General features: G+C 66.8%; 7 protein-coding genes and 1 pseudogene. 5 read left to right on the top strand and 3 right to left on the bottom strand.

Going from position 1 to position 17,768, the window contains the following annotated elements:
• Window positions 1–665 precede the first annotated feature (665 nt).
• Both ENC19_RS31075 and ENC19_RS30500 read left to right on the top strand, forming a co-directional pair.
• Complete coding sequence (locus tag ENC19_RS31075) at window positions 666–791, top strand: hypothetical protein (RefSeq protein ID WP_268968068.1); 126 nt, start codon at window positions 666–668, stop codon at window positions 789–791.
• A gap of 19 nt (window positions 792–810) precedes the next feature.
• Window positions 811–1,332, top strand: coding sequence for a tyrosine-type recombinase/integrase (locus ENC19_RS30500; RefSeq protein ID WP_309246265.1), 522 nt, complete (start codon window positions 811–813; stop codon window positions 1,330–1,332).
• A gap of 186 nt (window positions 1,333–1,518) precedes the next feature.
• Here the strand turns inward: ENC19_RS30500 and ENC19_RS21515 are convergent, their stop codons facing one another.
• The 3 genes from ENC19_RS21515 to ENC19_RS21505 form a co-directional block, all read right to left on the bottom strand.
• Window positions 1,519–1,989, bottom strand: coding sequence for a hypothetical protein (locus tag ENC19_RS21515; protein WP_164448894.1), 471 nt, complete (start codon window positions 1,987–1,989; stop codon window positions 1,519–1,521).
• Entirely contained in the window at window positions 1,986–8,672 is a 6,687-nt protein-coding gene (locus ENC19_RS21510) for a polymorphic toxin-type HINT domain-containing protein (protein ID WP_408058095.1), read from the bottom strand. Before ENC19_RS21510 ends, ENC19_RS21515 begins: the two co-directional genes overlap by 4 nt.
• Window positions 8,673–8,827: 155 nt before the next feature.
• Window positions 8,828–15,280, bottom strand: coding sequence for a carboxypeptidase regulatory-like domain-containing protein (locus tag ENC19_RS21505; protein ID WP_164448893.1), 6,453 nt, complete (start codon window positions 15,278–15,280; stop codon window positions 8,828–8,830).
• Between the two features lie 396 nt (window positions 15,281–15,676).
• Here ENC19_RS21505 and ENC19_RS21500 point away from each other — a divergent pair, with 396 nt between their 5' ends.
• The 3 genes and pseudogenes from ENC19_RS21500 (at window position 15,677) to ENC19_RS21490 (ending at window position 17,528) form a co-directional block, all read left to right on the top strand.
• Window positions 15,677–16,180 (top strand): hypothetical protein, encoded by a 504-nt coding sequence (locus tag ENC19_RS21500; protein ID WP_164448892.1) that lies wholly within the window; start codon window positions 15,677–15,679, stop codon window positions 16,178–16,180.
• 127 nt (window positions 16,181–16,307) lie between these two features.
• Window positions 16,308–17,122: pseudogene (locus ENC19_RS31515) on the top strand (IS5 family transposase); the annotation flags it as partial.
• Window positions 17,121–17,528 carry a hypothetical protein gene (locus tag ENC19_RS21490; RefSeq protein ID WP_164446304.1) on the top strand — a complete coding sequence of 136 codons (408 nt, stop codon included), beginning with the start codon at window positions 17,121–17,123 and terminating at the stop codon, window positions 17,526–17,528. The pseudogene ENC19_RS31515 and the gene ENC19_RS21490, both read left to right, overlap by 2 nt.
• Window positions 17,529–17,768: the final 240 nt, after the last annotated feature.

The raw sequence follows: 17,768 nt of genomic DNA, 5'->3' as shown, positions 1-17,768 counted from the left end.
CTGGCCACTACCCCACCCCATGGTGCAGCCCGACCCGCCAAGTCGTGAACCCAGGTCAACGCCCACCGACCACACCCGCAGCGACAGCCGCCAAGAAGATCCACACAAATGGCCACAGTGGACGGAACCCGACGACCCGCCGACGCACACCTCCACCATGATCCAGACCAGGCGACACGCAAACGCACTGGTCAGCACCCACGAGCACGAACCGCCACTCAGACGGCACGCGAACTTCGGAGCACCAACGGAGCACCAAGCTCCCACATGCTGGAAGATCACGGCACATAACGGGAAAGGGTCAAGGCCGCAACCGGCGTTTTAGCTGGTTACAGCCTTGATCGTGTGGCGCGCCCGAAGGGACTCGAACCCCTAACCTTCTGATCCGTAGTGCAAAGCCACCAGCACATACCTCTACGCCCAGCACTCGACCGACAACTCGTCCGACCGCGAGCCGACAGTCCGCCTTTATCCGGTTGGGTTCTTGCAGGTCTACGTCATGGCGACGCCATCAATTCTTGACCCTCGATGGCAAAGCGGATCCCGCGCCTCCGGTCGAATCCGCGCAGGTAGCGGTTCGTCCGCTTCAGTTCCCCGACTTCCGAGCAGCCACCGAGCAACCATGGTCGCCACGGCTCGTGGTCCTCGGCACTGGGCCTACCGCGGTGTGGACCGTCGAGCAGCTCGGCGCGTTCCTCGACACCGTCGTCGACGACCCACTATTCGCGTTCTCGCGGCTCACCGCCCTGCGCAGCCTACGCCGCGGCGAGATGTGCAGGCTGCGGTGGTGAGATCGACCTCGACCGCGGGGTGCTGTACGTCGAACGCAACCGCACCACCGCCGGATACCAGGTCATCGAAGGCCACCCGAAGACCGCGGCCGGACGCCCGGTCGCCCTCGACAAGCGCACCGTCCAAGTGCTGCGGGACCGCCGACACAGCGAGACCAGCAAGCACGCCGACAATCGGCCGGGAAGATCTGGCTCGACTCCGGGCACGTTTTCGTCCGCAAGACGGCAGCCCCTGTACCCCGGCTACGCCAGCGGACGGTTCCGGCTCCTGGTCAAACGCGCCGACATCCCGCCGGTCCAGCTACACGACCTACGCCACGGCGCCGCATCCCTCGCCCACGACGCCGGAGCCGACCTCAAAACCCTGCGGGACCTGCTCGGCCACTCCAGCATGGTCGTCACCGCCGACACCTACACCAGCTTTTGCCCCACGCCCAACGACGCAGCGCCGACGCCACCGCCCACCACACCCGCGCCACAATCCGCAACAAGGGCCGCCGCAACCGACCCAACCCCGGCCAGCGGCACATACTCCGGCTGAAAAGGCATTTGCCAAGGGAAAGCAGCCGCAGGTCAACATCTCAGGACGAACGCCGTCGTCACGCAACGTGATGATACCCGAGTGAGACCCACCGTCCGATCAAGCCAGACAAGGGAAGAGACCCGAACCGCGTTCCCGCAGTCCGGGCCCCTCTTGATTTTGTGCGCCCCGAAGGGACTCGAACCCCTAACCTTCTGATCCGTGGCGTTCGAGCTCGCCTAGAATGCGGGCAACAATACGTGAGTTCACACCATCAGCACCCTCAACGGAAGATAGCGCCACCGCCATCAGCTCCGCTGATTCCATTAGGGCACTTCTCAGCTCAGGAAGGGGCACCTCAGTCTCAGCTTTCAAAGATTGCCCGACTTCGTCGTCTTCGGAGTAGGCGCTTATTTTCACCGACGCCTCAGACACAGACGCGGAACGCTGGTAATTTAGGTTGAATGGACCGTCGAAGACATACGAGACCGCCTCAGGTGCACCCCGCATCAACTCCAGGTAAGCATCGAACGCAGAGCCGAGCATCGAGAGTGGAAAGTCGAACCAATCCTCGCCAGGGAAGCTGACTCCATCCAACACAAACCATGCTCTCCCGGACGGCGATTCGGGTATCGGCTGGCGGAGAGACTCGAAGTCTTTGAATACCAGCGCGATCATCGCCTCGCACCCTTCGGATAAATTGAGCGAACCTCTCCTGTCGCCTTATTGACCATCATCTCGTAAACCTGGCCGTTCACCGTTGATCGCGCTCGAAGCATGTTAGTTTGTGAGTCATAACCGGTAATTCTGGGGTTGTTCTTGAACGCTTGCTCCGCAGTAGAAATGATCTGTTCATCCGTCGTTCCGGCCGGCCAGAGATCTTTTTGCCTGGTTACTCGACCACCTCCGGCCATATGGCCGGACTTCGTATGTTCCAGGTTCACACCTCCGAACGTTTTAGGCATCTTCATGCCCTGGATCGCCTTGCCTCCTGCCATCGGGCAGTTATGCACCAGGACCGGCACGTCGCCGGCTACCACATAGTACGTGTGGATGTCGGCGACAGTGAGGTTGTGAACGGCCTGCTGCTGGCTCCAGGTACGCAAGCCCGTCACCCGAACGTCGGTTCCGGCAGAGGTTCTCAGTAGGTCGCCGGGTCGCAGGTCTGTGGCCTTGACCCATCGCCGGGTCCTCTCAACCCAGAACGGGTGGTTCTCTGTCGCGACGATCTCGTCTGCGGATCCGGCTTGCGGACCGATGTTCACAAGGATTGAGACGAGTTCCTTGGTCCCTTCGCTGTTGATGACGTGCGTTACCAGTCGTTTGCCTGTCTCCCCGCTTTCGGGATCCGCAGCGAGCACTAGGTCACCCACCTTCACGTCCTCGATCGGTTTCGTGGAGCCGTCCGCCATCAGGACGTGAGTGCCACCTATAAAGCTATTGGATCCCTGGCAACCTGACAATTTCGCCTTATATCCAGCCCGACCGCCCGCGCCAGCCATGCCACCTCGTGCGCCGGGCATTGCTCCACTGCCGCCGTTGAACATACCCAAAGTCAGCAAATTGACCAATTTCTCGTCATCAGCTATCGCCACCCGGACAGATGCGCCGCATTCTCCTGTGCCACAAATGCTGAATAGAGCAATCAATACTTCTTGGTCTGCTTGGAGCTCGTCGCAGGTAATCACGGTGCCGCAGTAGAAGTGCGTGTCACACTGGGATTCCATAGCGGCACACCAATCCCCGAGAAGACTGGCGACCTTCGTGCCACTGATGCCCGGCGGCACTGGATATTTGTTGACGTACACCTTGCCGTCGTCTTCGACCGTCACTTTATAGTTCGGGGTGTGGACGATGACGATGGGTGGCCGCGGCTCGGTCGAGTTTCTGGTCTTCGGGGTGTAGTCGACGATTTTGTGGACGCCGGGTTTGGGGCTCATGTCGCGGACGTGGCCTTCGTTGTCGCCGGTGGCGTAGAGGCCACTGGGATCGCTGAAGGTGATGGGGCTGTTGTTGGCGTAGGAGTAGCCGTGCCATTGCTGTGGCTGGGCCATATCCTGGATGGGGTCGACGGAGATGAACCGGCCGATGGCGGGGTCGTAGTGGCGTGCGCCGAGCCGGGTGAGGCCGGTGGGTTCGTTGTCGCCGTTGACGAATCCCTTGAGATTGGGCCAAGTGGGTTGGCTGCTGCCGCGAGGTTCTCCGTAGGGGGTTTGACGGCGGGTCGTGGCGACCTGGGTTATGGCGTCGATGGCGATACTCTGAGTGCCCTGATGGTCCTCAGCGAGCCAGGTCAGCCCGGTGGCGGTACGGGAGGCGATGGTTCTGCCGGCGTGGCTGTAGTAGCGGGTGCAGGTGTTCGCGCTGGTGGCGTTGGTGTAGCGGATTTCCTGGCCGGGAAGGTAGAGGGTGGCGCCGGTGGGGTCGCGGCGGATGATCCGGTTGCCGTCGGCGTCGTAGATGTAGCGGGTCTGTCCGGTGGTGTCGGTGGCGGTTTCGAGGAGTCCTTCGGCGTCCCAGGTCAGGGTTTGGGTGCCTGATGGGCTGGGACGGGTGAGGGTGTCACCCGTCTCGTTGTAGGTGTAAGTACCGGTCTTCGCGCCGCTGGTGGAGGTCAGCCCGTGGGGTCGGGTGGCCCCTGGGGCGGGGTAGTGGTAGTCGGTGGTGCTGACGCCGGTGGTGGTGTGGATGTTGTGCTTTTTCCGGTTGCCGATGGCGTCGAACGTCCAGGAGTGCCAGTAGGGTGCTGGGCCGCCGAGGGTGGCGGCGCTGCGGGTGGCGGCGCAGTCGCCTGAGGTCGGTGTCCAGGCGTGGGTGAGTCGGCGAAGGTGGTCGTAGGTGAAGCACTGGGTGTCATCGACAGGATCCGGTGCCCTGTCGACAATCCTGGTGATGTTTCCCGCGCTGTCGTGGTCGTAGTGGGTGTCGCCGAGGATGTGAGGAGCGACGCTGTCTCGGACGGTTTGCAGGCCCGTGAGTCGGCCGGTCTCCAGCTCACGGGTGAAGCGCTGCCAGACGTGTCCGCCGCTGCCGGTGTGCAGATCGTATTCGTCGAGCTGACCGAGGGCGTTGTAGATCGTTTCGTCGACGTAACTGGTAGTGGTGCTGCCGGTCAGCGTCTCGAGTGTCGTGGGCAGCCCCAGGTCGCTGTAGCTGTACAGCAGTGTCTCGGCACCGAGGTCGGACCGGGTCGAAGGCATGCCGAGTGAGGCGAGGGTGCCGTCGGGGTTCCAGAAGTTTGTGTAGGCGTAGGTGCCTCCGAGACCGGTCTCGGAGGCGGGGATGATGTACTCCGTGCCTTCCGGCTGGTAGGTGTCGGTGTATCCGGTGACTTTGACGTGGTAGTTGGCACCGCCGGGGAGGAAACGGGTGGATTGGGTCAGGTAGCCCTTGGCGAGGGTGTCGTAGATCCATTGGGCGCGCATGGTGCCGCCGACCTGGTTGTCGTAGGCGAAGCGTTTGCGGTTGAGCCCGTCGTACACGAAGGCGATCGTCTTTTGTCGCGCGTCGGTGGTGGTCTTGACCCGGCCGGCGTTGTCGTAGGTGAAGGTGGTGATGCCCCGGTCGGGGTCCTCGGTCGTAGCCTGCCGTCCGCGTAGGTCGTAGGTGTACTTCCAGGAGTTGCCGGCCGGGTCGGTGATGAGTTCCGTCTGGCCCTTGCGGTTGTAGGTGTAGGTGGTGGTGTCCCAGCTGCCGGCGACGGTCGGTGTGGGGGCGGGCCCGTGGTACTGGCGCAGTTGGACGGCCCGGTCGCGGGCGTCGGTGACGGTGGAGGTCGCGGTACCACCGCCGGGTGGGGTGACGTCGGTGCGGTCACCTGCGTAGTAGGTCTTGGTCCGCCACCGTTCCTCGTCGTACGGCTGGAAGACGCTGGCGATGGCCCGCCCGGCGCCGTCGTAGTCGGTCCTGGTCTGCGTGGGCACCAGGGCCCGTTCGGTGGCCGTGACCAGGGAGCCGCCGGGGTTCCCGGTCGTGTGGTAGGCGCCGAAGACCTTCTTTTCGCGGCCGGCCGAGTCGTAGAACGTCTCGGTGAGCAGTCGTCCTCCGGACGGGGAGGGTGCTTGGGTCTGGCGGGGGCGCAGCAGACCGTCGTAGAGGGCGTAGGAGGTGACGTAGCCGCCGGTGGCGTTGAGCCGTGAGGTGGCGACGTAGCTGGCGGCACTGTTCTGGATCCGGTAGTCCATGACGACGCTGGCCGGATCGGTGTCCTTGTCGCGGTCGGCTAGCCAGACTTTGGTGATGCGGCCGAGTCCGTCGAAGGCCAGGTCGGTGCGCTTGCCGTTGGCGTCGACGCTGCTGGTGACCGAGCCCCAGGCCGGTGACACCGTCGTGGTGGTGTCGTGCAGCATCGCGTTGGTGATCTTGACCGAGGTGACTGGTCCGCCGGTGACGGGGGTGTAGGCGGTCTTGGTCTCGTAGTTCATCGCGTCGCGCGAGGAGGTGACGCGACCGTGGGCGTCGTAGCCGGCTTGGCCGGTGGTGGTGAACGTGGGGGCGCCGCCGTTCCAGGTGGCCATCTCCTCGGTGAGGGTGGTCAGGCCACGGGTGGGGGCGGTGCCGAAGGAGTTGCCGTCGTAGGAGGTACGGGTCTCTCCGATGACCTGGCTTTCGGTGAGGGTGCCGGTGGTGTCGGCGCAATTGACGGCGTAGGTCTGCGTGCGGTGGGGCCGGTCCATGAGCCAGATGTCGCTGTTGCGCGGCGTGTAGTGAACTTTGGTGCATTGTTCGTCGCCGGTGACGCCGTCATGGCCGTGGTCGTCGATGGTGGTGGCCATGCCGTAGGCGTCGTAGCTGGTGGTGGTGCGGGTGGCGCGTTCGCCGCGTCCTGCGTCGAGGGCGGTGTAGGAGCGGACGGTGGCGATGCGGGTGAATCGGGCGGTGACGGTGTCGCCGTTGATGGTCCGGGTGGCGGTGGCGGCGGATGCCCAGGGTTCGTTGGTCACTCGGGACACCGACGGCCCGCCGGGGCCGTTGAGGGTTTTCTGCTCGCGGACCATGCCGGCGTAGTAGTCGTGGTCGGTGATGCCGTCGATCGTGACGCTGCGCCGGTCACCGACGGTGGTGGAGGCCCGGTCTGCGTGCATGCCCTGGAAGTAGCGGGTTTCGGTGGCGGTCTGCTCGCCGGGGTCACCGGTGGTGACTTCGACTCGGCCGTAGCCGCGCCAGTCGGACCAGGTCTTGGCCTTCTTGTCGATGATTCCGTCGTCGTCGTTGTAGTGCCAGGCGGCGTCGAAGTACTTGTAGGAGTAGACGACGCGCGGGCTGCCCTGGGGTGGGGCGCCGCCGGTGTTGTCCGCCTCGTAGATCGTCGTCACGACGTATTTGTGGAACCAGTCGGTGACCGGTGAGGTGTAGCCTTCGGGTTCCCAGATCACCGGGTAACACCGCCGCTTGTTGTCTGCCGGGGCCGGCTTCGGTTGGCCGGCGACGCAGTCGGCGTCGGAGTAGTTGACGCTGATGGTGCCGCCGGTCTCGGTGCGGATCCGGGTGATCCGCATCCAGTTCATCGCCGGCGAGTGATCACCGATCGCGTCGACCCGGTTCGGCTTCTGAACCGGCGTGAACTCGATGTCCGGCACGGTGATGGTGGTGCCGACGAGCCCCGCGTGGGAGATCTTCTCCAGCCAGAGACCCGCTCGGGTGCCGTCGCCGGGGTCCGGGAAGCCGTGGGTGAAGGTCCACCGCTCGACGTTGTCGTAGCCGCTGCCGTTGCGGACCTGGGTGGTGATGCTGGCCAGCCTCTTGGTCGACCAGAACGTGATCGAATGGTTGTCGGTGCAGGGCGCCGCGGTGCATTCGCTGTCCCACGGGGTGTCCGGCCACGTGGTTTCGGTGTGGGTGGTGCAGTTGCTCTTGCAGCGGTCTGCCTCGGCGAAGTCGACGCGCATCGGGGCGGGCGTGGAGAAGATCGAGTCGACGTTGTTGGTGTTGCGCGTGCCATATTCGATCTTGTCGAGCCAGCCGCCGCGGTCGTAGCGGGCGGCGTCGGTGGCGGTGAGGTTGCGGCCGTAGCGGTTGGTTTCCTTCTCGTACCAGTAGGAGATGGAGTTGCCGTTGAGGTCGAGGACGTAGTCGAGGTTCCACCGCCATGCCTGGTTGTCGCCCCCGCAGTGCGAGTTGGCGAACGTGGTGGCGTGGCAGGGTTCGTCCGGGTGGTTGCCGAAGACGGGGGCTGTCCAGGTCGAGTTGGTTACCGGCTTGTTCGACGTCCAGCCGGGCAGGCGGTTCCGGCCGAACCAGTACTCGATGCCGTTGGTGGTGGTGACCACCCAGTGTTCACCGTTGTTGTCGCCGTTGGTGGCGCCGGTCTCGCGTCGGATGCGGGTGCCGTCGTCGGCGCGCAGGTGCCACCGCTGTTCGCTGGCGTTGTAGATGAGCTCGCCGGAGTGCCCGCCCAGCGACAGCACCGCGTTGTCCGTTGCCCAGCACAGGTCGCCGGTCTTGGTGGTGTTGTTGGCGTTGCCGTCCATGTCCTTGGCGCAGGCGCGGTAGCGGCGCTCGATGTAGCCGCCGGGCCAGGCTTCGAAGCCTTCTCCCATCCAGGACGGCTGGTTGTTGCTCGCGACGTGCCGGCCGTCGACCGACTGGGCGGAATAGCCGAGCGCGAGCTGCGGGGTGAGGTCACCCGGTGCCGGCGGCACGCGCATGGGGTAGGACCAGGTGAAGTCTCCGCTGTTGCCGCCGGCCGACCAGGTCGATGAGGACTGCAGCGGGGTGGCGCTGTAGTCACCGGCGGGACCTGATGCCCCAGCCGACACCGCGAACAGCGACGCCTGCGACGTGACGCTCACGTCGGCGGACACCGTACGGGTCGCCAGGTTGTTCGTGGACGCCAGCGGGGTCGCCGCGCACTGCTTCTGCTGCGGGGTGGCCAGGGCGCACTCGGGTACGGCGACGATTCTGAGCCGGGTGGCCCAGTCGGCGCCGTAGGCGGTGGCAAATGACCCGTAGTCGATGCTGAGGTTCAGCTTTCCGCTGCTCGCGTCCCTGGCCGCGGCCCGCAGCAGGACACCCTTGATCCCACCCTTGGTCGTGGTCGCCCGATCCAGCACCTCGACGTCGACCTGTCGTGGTGGCGCGCCGAGCCGTCGCATCGTCGAATCGCTGGCTGTCGCCCGCACGGGCAGGCCGCCCGGTTTGCCGAGCGCGGGTCCGCCGTCGGCGGCCACCGCGATGCGGGCGGCACCGGCGGCGGGCCAGACCGGTGCCGGCTTGTCGCTGGCCCGGCTCAGACGCGCCTGCGAGGCGTCGGCGGGTGCGACGTCGCTGACCGGCACGGCGGGCACCGGTGTGATGGGCGGCTTCGTATAGGCGGCGGCGACCGCGGCCCGTTCTGGTACCTGCAGGAGGCCGGCGGCCATCACGACGGCGGCCGCGACGGCGATGGCCCGCCGTCGGGTACGGGAGCGGGTGATCGTGAGCATGCCGTGGCTGGGGCGGTTCGGCGTCACCGGGTGACCTCCGGGGGTGTCCGAGGGGCGACAGGGCGAGTAGCGGGAGCCGGTGTGTCGCCGGCTTACGGGGTGGGCGGGTTGAACCGCAGCCCCAGGCCGGGCCGGAGGACGGATTGGCGGTAGGTGTACTGGATGGCGGCGGTGCCGTCGGCGTTTTCGATGCCGATGGTGGCGCCGCCGCCGCGTTCGAGGAACGTGCCGTCGTTGTCGGTGTAGGCGAAGCTGTAGCCGCCGGCTTCGTCGAGGATCGCCTGGAATGTGACGCGGGTGCGGGGGTCCTCGTAGGAGTGGACGTTGCGCCATTCGATGACGAACTGCCGGTTGGGTGCGGTGCCGCGTACGGCGGTGCGGATGCTGGCGTTGGCGTCGACGACCCAGTCGTGCCAGAACGGGTACAGCGCGGCGTTGGGTTCCTCGGGGCTGGCCGGCGATGGGATGGGCCAGGCGTCGGGTGACGGTTCGCCGGGGTTGAGGAAGCTGACCAGTCCGTTGGTGTCCACCCAGCCGGTGTTGTAGGTCTGCCCGTACAGGCTGACCGGGAAGGGCAGCGCGATCGAGGTGTAGGCGTCGTCGCCGGTGAGCGACAGCACGGTGCCGTTGGCGGGGGTGTAGGTGACGGGTTGCTCGGTCAGCCGGTAGCCGCCACCGGCGACAGTGGCGCCCAGGCTGTAGTCGGCGGTGGCCTGGGTGTTGGTACCGACCACGACCTGCCGCACGTCCGAGCCCCGGCACGCCCCGGAGGGCACGGTGGCGATGACCGCCCAGCTGCCGGCGGGCACGGCGGTGATCTGGTAGGTGCCGTTGGCGGCGGTGGTCGTCGTCCGGTCCGCCACCGTGATCGTCGCCCCGGCCACCGCGGTGCCCTGACAGGTGACGGTGCCGGAGACGCTGCCCTGCCCGGGCGGGTTCGGGGTGAACGTGACGCCCTGCCCGCTGGCGAGCCACGGCTCGCGGAACAGGTACTGGAAACCGATGGAACCGTCGCCGTTCTCGATCCCGACGGTGCCCTCACCGCCCCGCTCGATCGACTTGTTCGGGTCGATGTCGGCGTAGGCCAGGGTGATCTCGCCGTTCTCCTTGAACACCACCTCGAAGGTCGCGCGGGTGCTGGTGTCGCCGTAGATGTGCACGTTGCGCCACTCCACGACCCACTGCCGGTTCGGCGCGGTGCCGCTGACCTTGGTGGCGATGCGGGCCTGCGAGTCGACCACCCAGTCGTCCCACAGCACGTACACCGCCGCGTTCGGGGAGCCCTCGGCCGCCGGCGACGGGATCGACCCCGGCCAGGAACCGATCCACCCGAAGTACGCCGGGTCCTTGAAACTGATCAGACCGTTGGCGCTGATCCACGCCGAGGTGTACGTCTCGCCGTAGAGCTTCACCGGGAACGGCGGGTTCTTCTGCCACACCGTCTCGTCGCCCTGCCACGCTTCCACCGTGTCACCGGGCACGAACGTCCGCGCCCCGGCGGTGCACTTGTAGCCGAACTCGTCACCGTCGACCATCACCGACAGGTCCACCTCGGACACACCGCCGGGGTGATTGATGATCTCGCGGGCGTACTGGCCGGCGCACCGGCTGTCGCCGGTCGACGCGGCGACCTTGTACTCACCGACCGGCACGGCGGTGAACTGGTAGCTGCCGTCGGCCGCGGTGGTGGTGCTGCGGTTGCCCGGGTTCAACGTCACCGTCGCCCCGGCCACCGGGTTACCGGTCACCGCCGTGGTCAACACGCCCTCCACCGTCCCGGCCGACGCCGGGGTGTAGGTGATCGAGCTGTTCGCCGTCAGCACGGCCTCCTGGAAGGAGTACAGCGCCGCCACCGTCCCCGAGGCGTTCTCCAGACCGACTGTCGCACCCGCACCCTGCTGGGTCGGGGTGGACATCGCCCCGTAGTGGAACGCGATCCGCCCATCCTCGTGGAAGATCACCTCGAAGGTGACCCGCTGCGCGTTGGTCGGCCGGAACCCGACGTTGCGCCACTCCACCACGAACGACCGGTTCGGCGCCGAACCCACCGTCTGCGTCCGCACACTCGCCGACGCGTCCACCTCGAAGTCGTCCCAGAACGGCGCCACCACCGCATTCGGCGCCGCCAGCGCCGGCATCGTCGGGTTGACCCAGGTGTCCGGCTCACCCGACACCGGACCGAAGCTCACCAGACCATTCGTGTGCACCCGACCCGAGGTGTACGACTCGCCGTGGAAACGCACCGGGAACGGCAACGCCACCATCGTCGCCGCGTCATCACCGGTCAACCCCAGCACCGTCGACGCCGAGACGAACGCGGACGGCCCGGTGCTGCACGCGTAGCCCAAGCCGCCGTAGTCCGGGCCCAACCGCAAGTCTCGAACCTCGTCAGCGAACAACTCCACCTGGCTGCGTACCAGCGCGCCGCACCGCCCCGCCATCTGGACGCTGACGGTGTAGCTGTCGGCGACCAGGCCGGTGAAGCTGTACGCACCACCCGCGCCGGTCGTGGTGCTCACCCCGCTCGGGTCGAGGGTGACCGTCGCACCCACCACCGGGGCGCCGGCAGCGTTGGTGAGCGCGCCGGACAGGCTGTGCAGCTCCAACTCGCCTTCCGACTCCGGACGGGTGAAGGTGATCGCCTGGCTGCTGGCCAGTACCGGCTCGGCGGTGGAGTACCGCAACCGGTCCTGGCCATCCTCCGCCTCGATGCCGACGACGGCGTGGGCACCCCGCTCGGCGGCGTTGTCGAGCTGGTCGTAGTTGGTCGTCACGGTGCCGTCAGGGGCCAGGACCGTCGCGAAGGACACCCGCTGCCCGGTGTTGCCCTTACGGTGCACGTTGCGCCACTCCACCACGAACCGCTGGCCGGCTCCCGACCCGGTGGTCGCGGTGCGCACGCTCGCCGAGGCATCGACGACAAGATCGTCCCAGAACGGAGCCACCGCGGCGGCCGGGGTCACCGGTGCGGGCTGCTGACCGGTGTACGGGTGTGAGCCGCCCGGATCGGTGAAGGTCAGCAGGCCGTTGGTGTCCACCCAGGCGCTGCGGTACGCCCCGCCATAGAACGGGAACGCGAACGGCAACGGCACCGTAGCGACCGCGTCGTCACCGGTCAACGCCAGCGCGGTGGACGCCGTGGTGAACGTGGTGGTCTGCTCGGTGCAGGTGTGGCCGAGGTCGTCGCGGAACGCGGCCAGGAGGATGTCGTACGTCGTGCCCTGCCCGTCGATTTCCAGCGGTGCGCTGAACGACAGGCCGCAGCGGCCGCCGAGCGTGGCGGTGATCGTGTACGTGCCGGGTGCGAAGCCGGTCATGGCATAGCTGCCGTCAGCGGCCGAGGTGGCCTGGTGGCCGCCCGGTTGCAACTGCACCACCACATCGGCCTGCGGCATGAAGTACTCGTTCCACACGGTGCCGGACAGGCTCGCCGCCGGCCGTGCGGTGAACTCGTCGGTGGTCATGTCGCTGACCCGGTTCCCGTCGTCCACCGCGACCGCATATACCGGGCGGGGTCCGAGGCCGCTGCCGATGTCGACGGTCACGGTCGCCGTACCGCCGGCGGTGGTGGCGTTGACGGTGCTGCCCAGACCGGTGCCGTCGATGCTGTACCGGAACTTGGTGACGTTGGTGTCTCCGCGGGCGTCGAACCTGACCGTCAGTTGCCCGCCCGCGGTGGCCTCGCTGCCGTTGGGGAAGGTGACCGCTGGTGGTAGCGGCACCGCGAGTTTGGCGAGGTTGGTCGCGGTCTCGACGAAGTTGTAGAACCGCACGTCGTCCACGACGCCGGTGAAAAAGCTGTCGTAGCCGCCGTTCCACTTACGCCGGCCGACAGAGAAGTCACTGGTGGCGTTGAACCCGCCGGACAACGTCACGGTCTCGGTCTGCGCCACCCCGTTGACATACAGGGTCATCTTCTTGGACGCCCCGTCGAAGGTGGCGGCCAGATGCGTCCACTTACCCGCCGTGGGCGCGGCATTGGAGTGCACGCTGACCATCGGGGCGTTGTCGGTGTCAGCCGTGGCCATGGTGAACCGCCACCGTTGGCCACTGACGACGTAACCCAGGTGGTAGGCCGGCATGCGGGAACCGTTCGCACTCACCACCGCCTGCGCGCCGGAACCGGACAGTGAACTGATCTTGACCCAGGCGGTGACGGTGAAGCTCGCGTCGGTCCGCACCGGGGTCGACACGCCGGTGTCCGGATGGGGGGTGTTGATCGTGCCCGTCTTGCTCGCCGCCGTGTTCCCCGGCAGGGACAGCGCCGTGCCGAGCCCGGACCGGCCGGCGACACGCGAGGCCGAAGCACCGATGGTCAGGGCGTTACCGTGGCCGGAGTCGTCCGTGGCCGTGGTACCCGTCTCGTCGAACGTCCACTCGCCGGCCGGACCGGAGCCGGCCCGGACGGTGAACGTGTACGTCACCGGGGTGGAGAACCGTCCCGCATGGTCCTTCGACCACACGTAGAGGATGTTCACGCCGTCGTGCCGCGGCGCCACACTGAGCGATGCGCCGTAGTCGCTCGTCCGCGCCGCAACGGTCTTCGCCGCGGTCAGCACACCGGAGTCGAGGCTGTAGGCGTACTCCTTCACCTCGTACGGCCGAGTCGTCGGCGCGGTCAGGGTGAACGTGCCGGACAAGCCGACACCGCCGCGAGGAACGCCGTCATTGGTGTAGTTGGTGGAACTCACGGTGGCCGGCGGTGGCGGCGGTGTCGCGTCGACGGTGAACTCGCAGGTGCCGGACCAGTCGCCGTAATGCGAGCCATCCCACGTGCGGGCCTGCCACACATAGCTGCGCCCGTCGGTCAATTTCCCGGCAGGGATCGCCTTCGACGCCGGCCCTGGGTTACCCGACGCGGAGGACATCTTGTCGGTGTCGTTTCGTGCGCCACCGACCTGCCACCAGTGGAAGTCGGTCCTCAGCGACTGCTGGTCACCGTTCGGGTCCGAGTGCTTGGCGGACAGTTCCGGCGTGGTCGTGAGCACGTACGGCCGCGACGCACCTGTCGCGCAGCCCTTGCCGTCCGACTTGCGGTCCGACGGAGCGTTGGCCCGATTGTTGAAGGTGATGGCGAGCTTCGGCGAGGAGTGGTTGAACCGCTTCCACTGCTTCTTGGTGCTCTCGTCGATCGCCCGTAGACCGACCGTCAGCTCCGACTTCCGGTTCTTGGCCGCCTCTTTCACCATCGTGGTGACGTTGAACTCGATGGTGCCGGTACCGAGGCAGCCGTGCGCGGCTCCGTGCTTGCGGTTGCCCTTCACCTGCGCCGTCCGGCTGCTGTCCCAGGTCGGTTGGTTGTTCCACGTCGTACTCGACGAGATCGCCCCGGTCTTCCACAGTTTCGCGTTACTCACCGGACTACAGGTCCACGCGTGTCGCTGCTCGATCCGGAACTCCGCCTTGGTGACCTCCGTGCCCGACGCCCGTGCGATGTTCATCCGAAACAGAGACCGAACGATGTGGTCAGCACAGCCGGAGCAGTCCTCGGTACGTCCGGCGCCCGCCGAGCCATAGGTCGAGCCGTTGTTCAACGCCGACGAGTTCTTCCAGAACGAGCTCGACTTGTATTTGCTCCACACCGACGTCCACGCGTTGCTGGCGATCCCACCGGTCCAGGACGGATCGATGTAGATGGGCAGCTTCGTGCGGGGGTCGGCCAGCATCGCCTTGTCGGGAACGATCGTCATCGCCTGACCGTCGACCCGCACCGGCATCACCGCCCGCCGTGCCGTCTCGCCGATCTCGGCGTGGCTCGGCTTGACCTGCACCGACGCTTGCTCATCCAGCTGCCGCTGCTGCTGGGTGGTACTCGGCTTACGCTGCGGACTCGTCGCACTCGAACGCTTCTCCGCCGGCCCGGCCAACGCATCGGCCTCCGGCGCATCCGAGGAGTCCCACATCATCGGGGCCGGCGCGGCGAACACGATGGCACCCTTGCCGTCACGGGCCGCTAACCCACCTGACGTCGTCGCGCTCACCGTGACGCCCTTGGTCGCCAACCCGAACCGCAACGACGCCAGTTCGGCGCTCGTCGCCGCCTGACGGGACTTCACCACCAGCACCTCGGAAAAGCCCATCGGCTGCGCGGTGACTCGCAGATCAACATCCGGCAGGACGTCGCGGTAGACCGCCGTCGCGCCCTCCAGCACCGGCGTCGGCAACCGGCCCGGCCAGGTCATCGTCACTTCCCGCTCGCCGTCGCGGAGCCGGGCCAGCGGCGCGTCGCCACCGCTGGAAAAAACCATCGGCAACACCGTCGCGCGGGGGGTGATCCCCTCAGCGGACACCTTCAGCGTGGTGTCCACCGGCCCCCACGACTTCCCCTTGCGCACCCGCGTCGGCTCGATGGTCTGCTCCAACGTCCGCGAACCGTCGACGTTCACAAACATCTGCGACCACTCGGTGCGCTCGGCGAGGATCTCCACCCGCCGACCACACACACCGACCATCGCCCCCGCCGCAGCGGCATCCGGCTGCTCGTCCTGGCACACCTGCGCCGGCTTCGGCGCCGCCGCCTCGGCCGAGGTAGGCGCTGCCAGCATCGACGCCACCAATGTCGGCACCAACGCCGCTATCCACCAACGCTGCGACGCAGCCATGCAGACGCCAGCCACCCGGCACCCCCGTGATCAAGCCCGATCGATGCGCGAACTGTAAGGATGCCGAACGATCGATGTAAAGAGCGGTCACAAGCTGCTACCACAAACCGGACTTCGTCACTCGTTACGCACTTCCTCATGACGCAGTGTGGCTGAGTTCGTACCTGGCCCATGGCGTCGAGGTCGCCAGCCCTCGGCGTCCTCGACGAAGGGGCAAGGGGTTCCTCCTCGTACGGTGTTGGCGAGACCGAGTAAACGCGCCACCGGCGCGGCCAACGCCGGGCAGTCACAGCCCGAGACGGGGCCACCCATCGGACTACGTCATGCCATGATTCGCGCGTGTTCACACCAGCCGCGCAGCGGAGCGTCTCCGCGCTCGCCCGTACGCTCCTGCTGACCGGCTGCGCCAACCAGGCCACCCCGGTGCAGGCCAAGCCGACACCCCCGTCCTATCAACTGGTCGACGACCTGTGCGAGCGCCTCGACCACGGTTGGATGACCGACCTCGCCGAAACGCCCCCCAGGTACAGGTCGATCCCCTCGCTACCTGCCGGCAAGGACCATCGGCGGTGTTTCGCCACAGCGCTTGACAAAGATCGGCGCACCCTGATCCAGGTGCAAATTGACACGTCAACGCCATCGGATGGCCAGGCTGCCCTGCCCGGATCCTCGCAGCCATTTGACGGTCTAGGAGACGAGGCGCGGATCCAGTTCGGGGAGCCGGTCACAGGCCCGAGCGAACACTTGGGGGGCCAGATCACCACCCGCATCGACCGCCTCGCGGCCGTACACGGAACCGCGAAGGTGTGGGTGACTCTTAGAGGGCGGTCCGCAGTAACTTGATCTGGTCTAATGCATTGCGTCCGGTTGGCGGCCTTCCGGCGGGTTCGCTGTTGTTACAGCACCAGGTCGATCTATGGGATGTGAGTCTTGGTCGTGACTGTGAGGCGGCTGCGGCGTTAGCCCGATCATGGGTGATCGAAAGCCGTACCCGAGCGATGTCAGCGACGAGCAGTGGGAGCTGATCGGGCCGTTCCTACAGGCGTGGAAGACCAAGCGCGTCGCGGTCTCGGTGTCGGGCCAGCCAGGCGACTACGACCTGCGGGAGATCGTGAACGCGATCTTCTACCAGAACCGGACGGGCTGTCAGTGGGCGTACCTGCCGCACGACCTGCCGCCGAAGTCGGCCACCTACTACTACTTCGCCCTGTGGCGCGACGACGGCACCGACCAGGTGATCCACGATCTGCTGCGCTGCCAGGCCAGGGAAAAAGTCGGTCGTCAGGAGTGATCCGAGCGCGGTCGTGTTGGACACCCAGTCGATCAGGCGGCGAACCACATTCCGGCCGCGACGACCGGCAAGGACGCGGCCAAGGTGTCCGGGCAAGGGCCTGGCAGTGGACGCGTTGGGGCTGGTCATCGCGGTCGTGGTCACTGCAGCGTCGGTCACCGACAACACTATCGGCATCCGGCTGCTCGACAAAGTCGTCGCACACCCCGACGGTGAGCCGCGCCTGGGTCGACGCCGGGTTCAAACAGACCTCGCCCTGCACGGCGCCGTCCTCGGGGTCGACGTCGAGGTCGTCAAACGCCCGATTACCCGGCCCGGCCGCCGATCCGTAAGCGGTGGATCGTCGAGCAGGCCGGACGGCACGCTGATGCTGCACCGCCGCCTGTGCGCGACGTACGAGAGCCGCCCAGTCCTCGGTGTCACGAACCCCGTGGGCGTCGACGGCGAACATCGGGTGGCATGACCGGGACCAGCACACCTCCTGGCGGCACCGTGAACCTTCCCACCGTCCTCGACCTGATCACCGACCGGGAGACCACCGCACGCCAACGCGCCGACCGGCTCCGCGAGCAGATCACCGCACTGACCGGCGAACTCGCCCGCCTCGACGGCGAACTGGCCGACCTCGCGACCACCCGCACCACCCTGCGCACTCTCGCCGCCGACGAGTTCACCGCCGACGACCCGACGATCGCCAGCGGGCCCTACCAGCAGATCCTGCACATCCTTGGCACCGCGCCCGCCGGCATGCGCGCCAAAGGCATCTGCCTCGCCCTCGGCGTCGAACCCTCACCGAAGAACGTCGAAGGCACCCGCGCCAAGCTGAAACGCATGGTCAACCGCCACGTCCTCACCGAAGACGAACCCGGAGTATTCACCCTCAGCCAGAAACGGACCTAACACTCCGAACCGCCCTCTGAGCGGCCGTAACCCTCGGCTATGCACCTGTCGTCCCGGTGGTGCTGGTCGGTTGGTCGTCGCTTCCCCCGATCGGCGGCCAACCGACCCCGGACACGCACCAGCCGGGGCGAGGTTCGGCCTGACGTAGCGGCTTCACCGCGACGATCCAGGCGAAGCACCGGCCGACGCGCCGGGCTCCACGAACGCCGGCGCCCCTGCGGCATAAGGATCCGTACCCCC

This window comes from Verrucosispora sioxanthis (genome assembly GCF_010560025.1).
In the GTDB taxonomy this organism is placed as follows: Bacteria; Actinomycetota; Actinomycetes; order Mycobacteriales; family Micromonosporaceae; genus Micromonospora; species Micromonospora palythoicola.
This window is presented reverse-complemented; position numbering and strand designations above follow the sequence as displayed.

Excerpts from the sequence above, each read along its gene's own strand:
- ENC19_RS21515 (WP_164448894.1), bottom strand. The coding sequence starts at position 1,989 with ATGATCGCGCTGGTATTCAAAGACTTCGAGTCTCTCCGCCAGCCGATA.
- ENC19_RS21510 (WP_408058095.1), bottom strand. The coding sequence starts at position 8,672 with ATGGCCGCCGGCCTCCTGCAGGTACCAGAACGGGCCGCGGTCGCCGCC.
- ENC19_RS21505 (WP_164448893.1), bottom strand. The coding sequence starts at position 15,280 with ATGCTGGCAGCGCCTACCTCGGCCGAGGCGGCGGCGCCGAAGCCGGCG.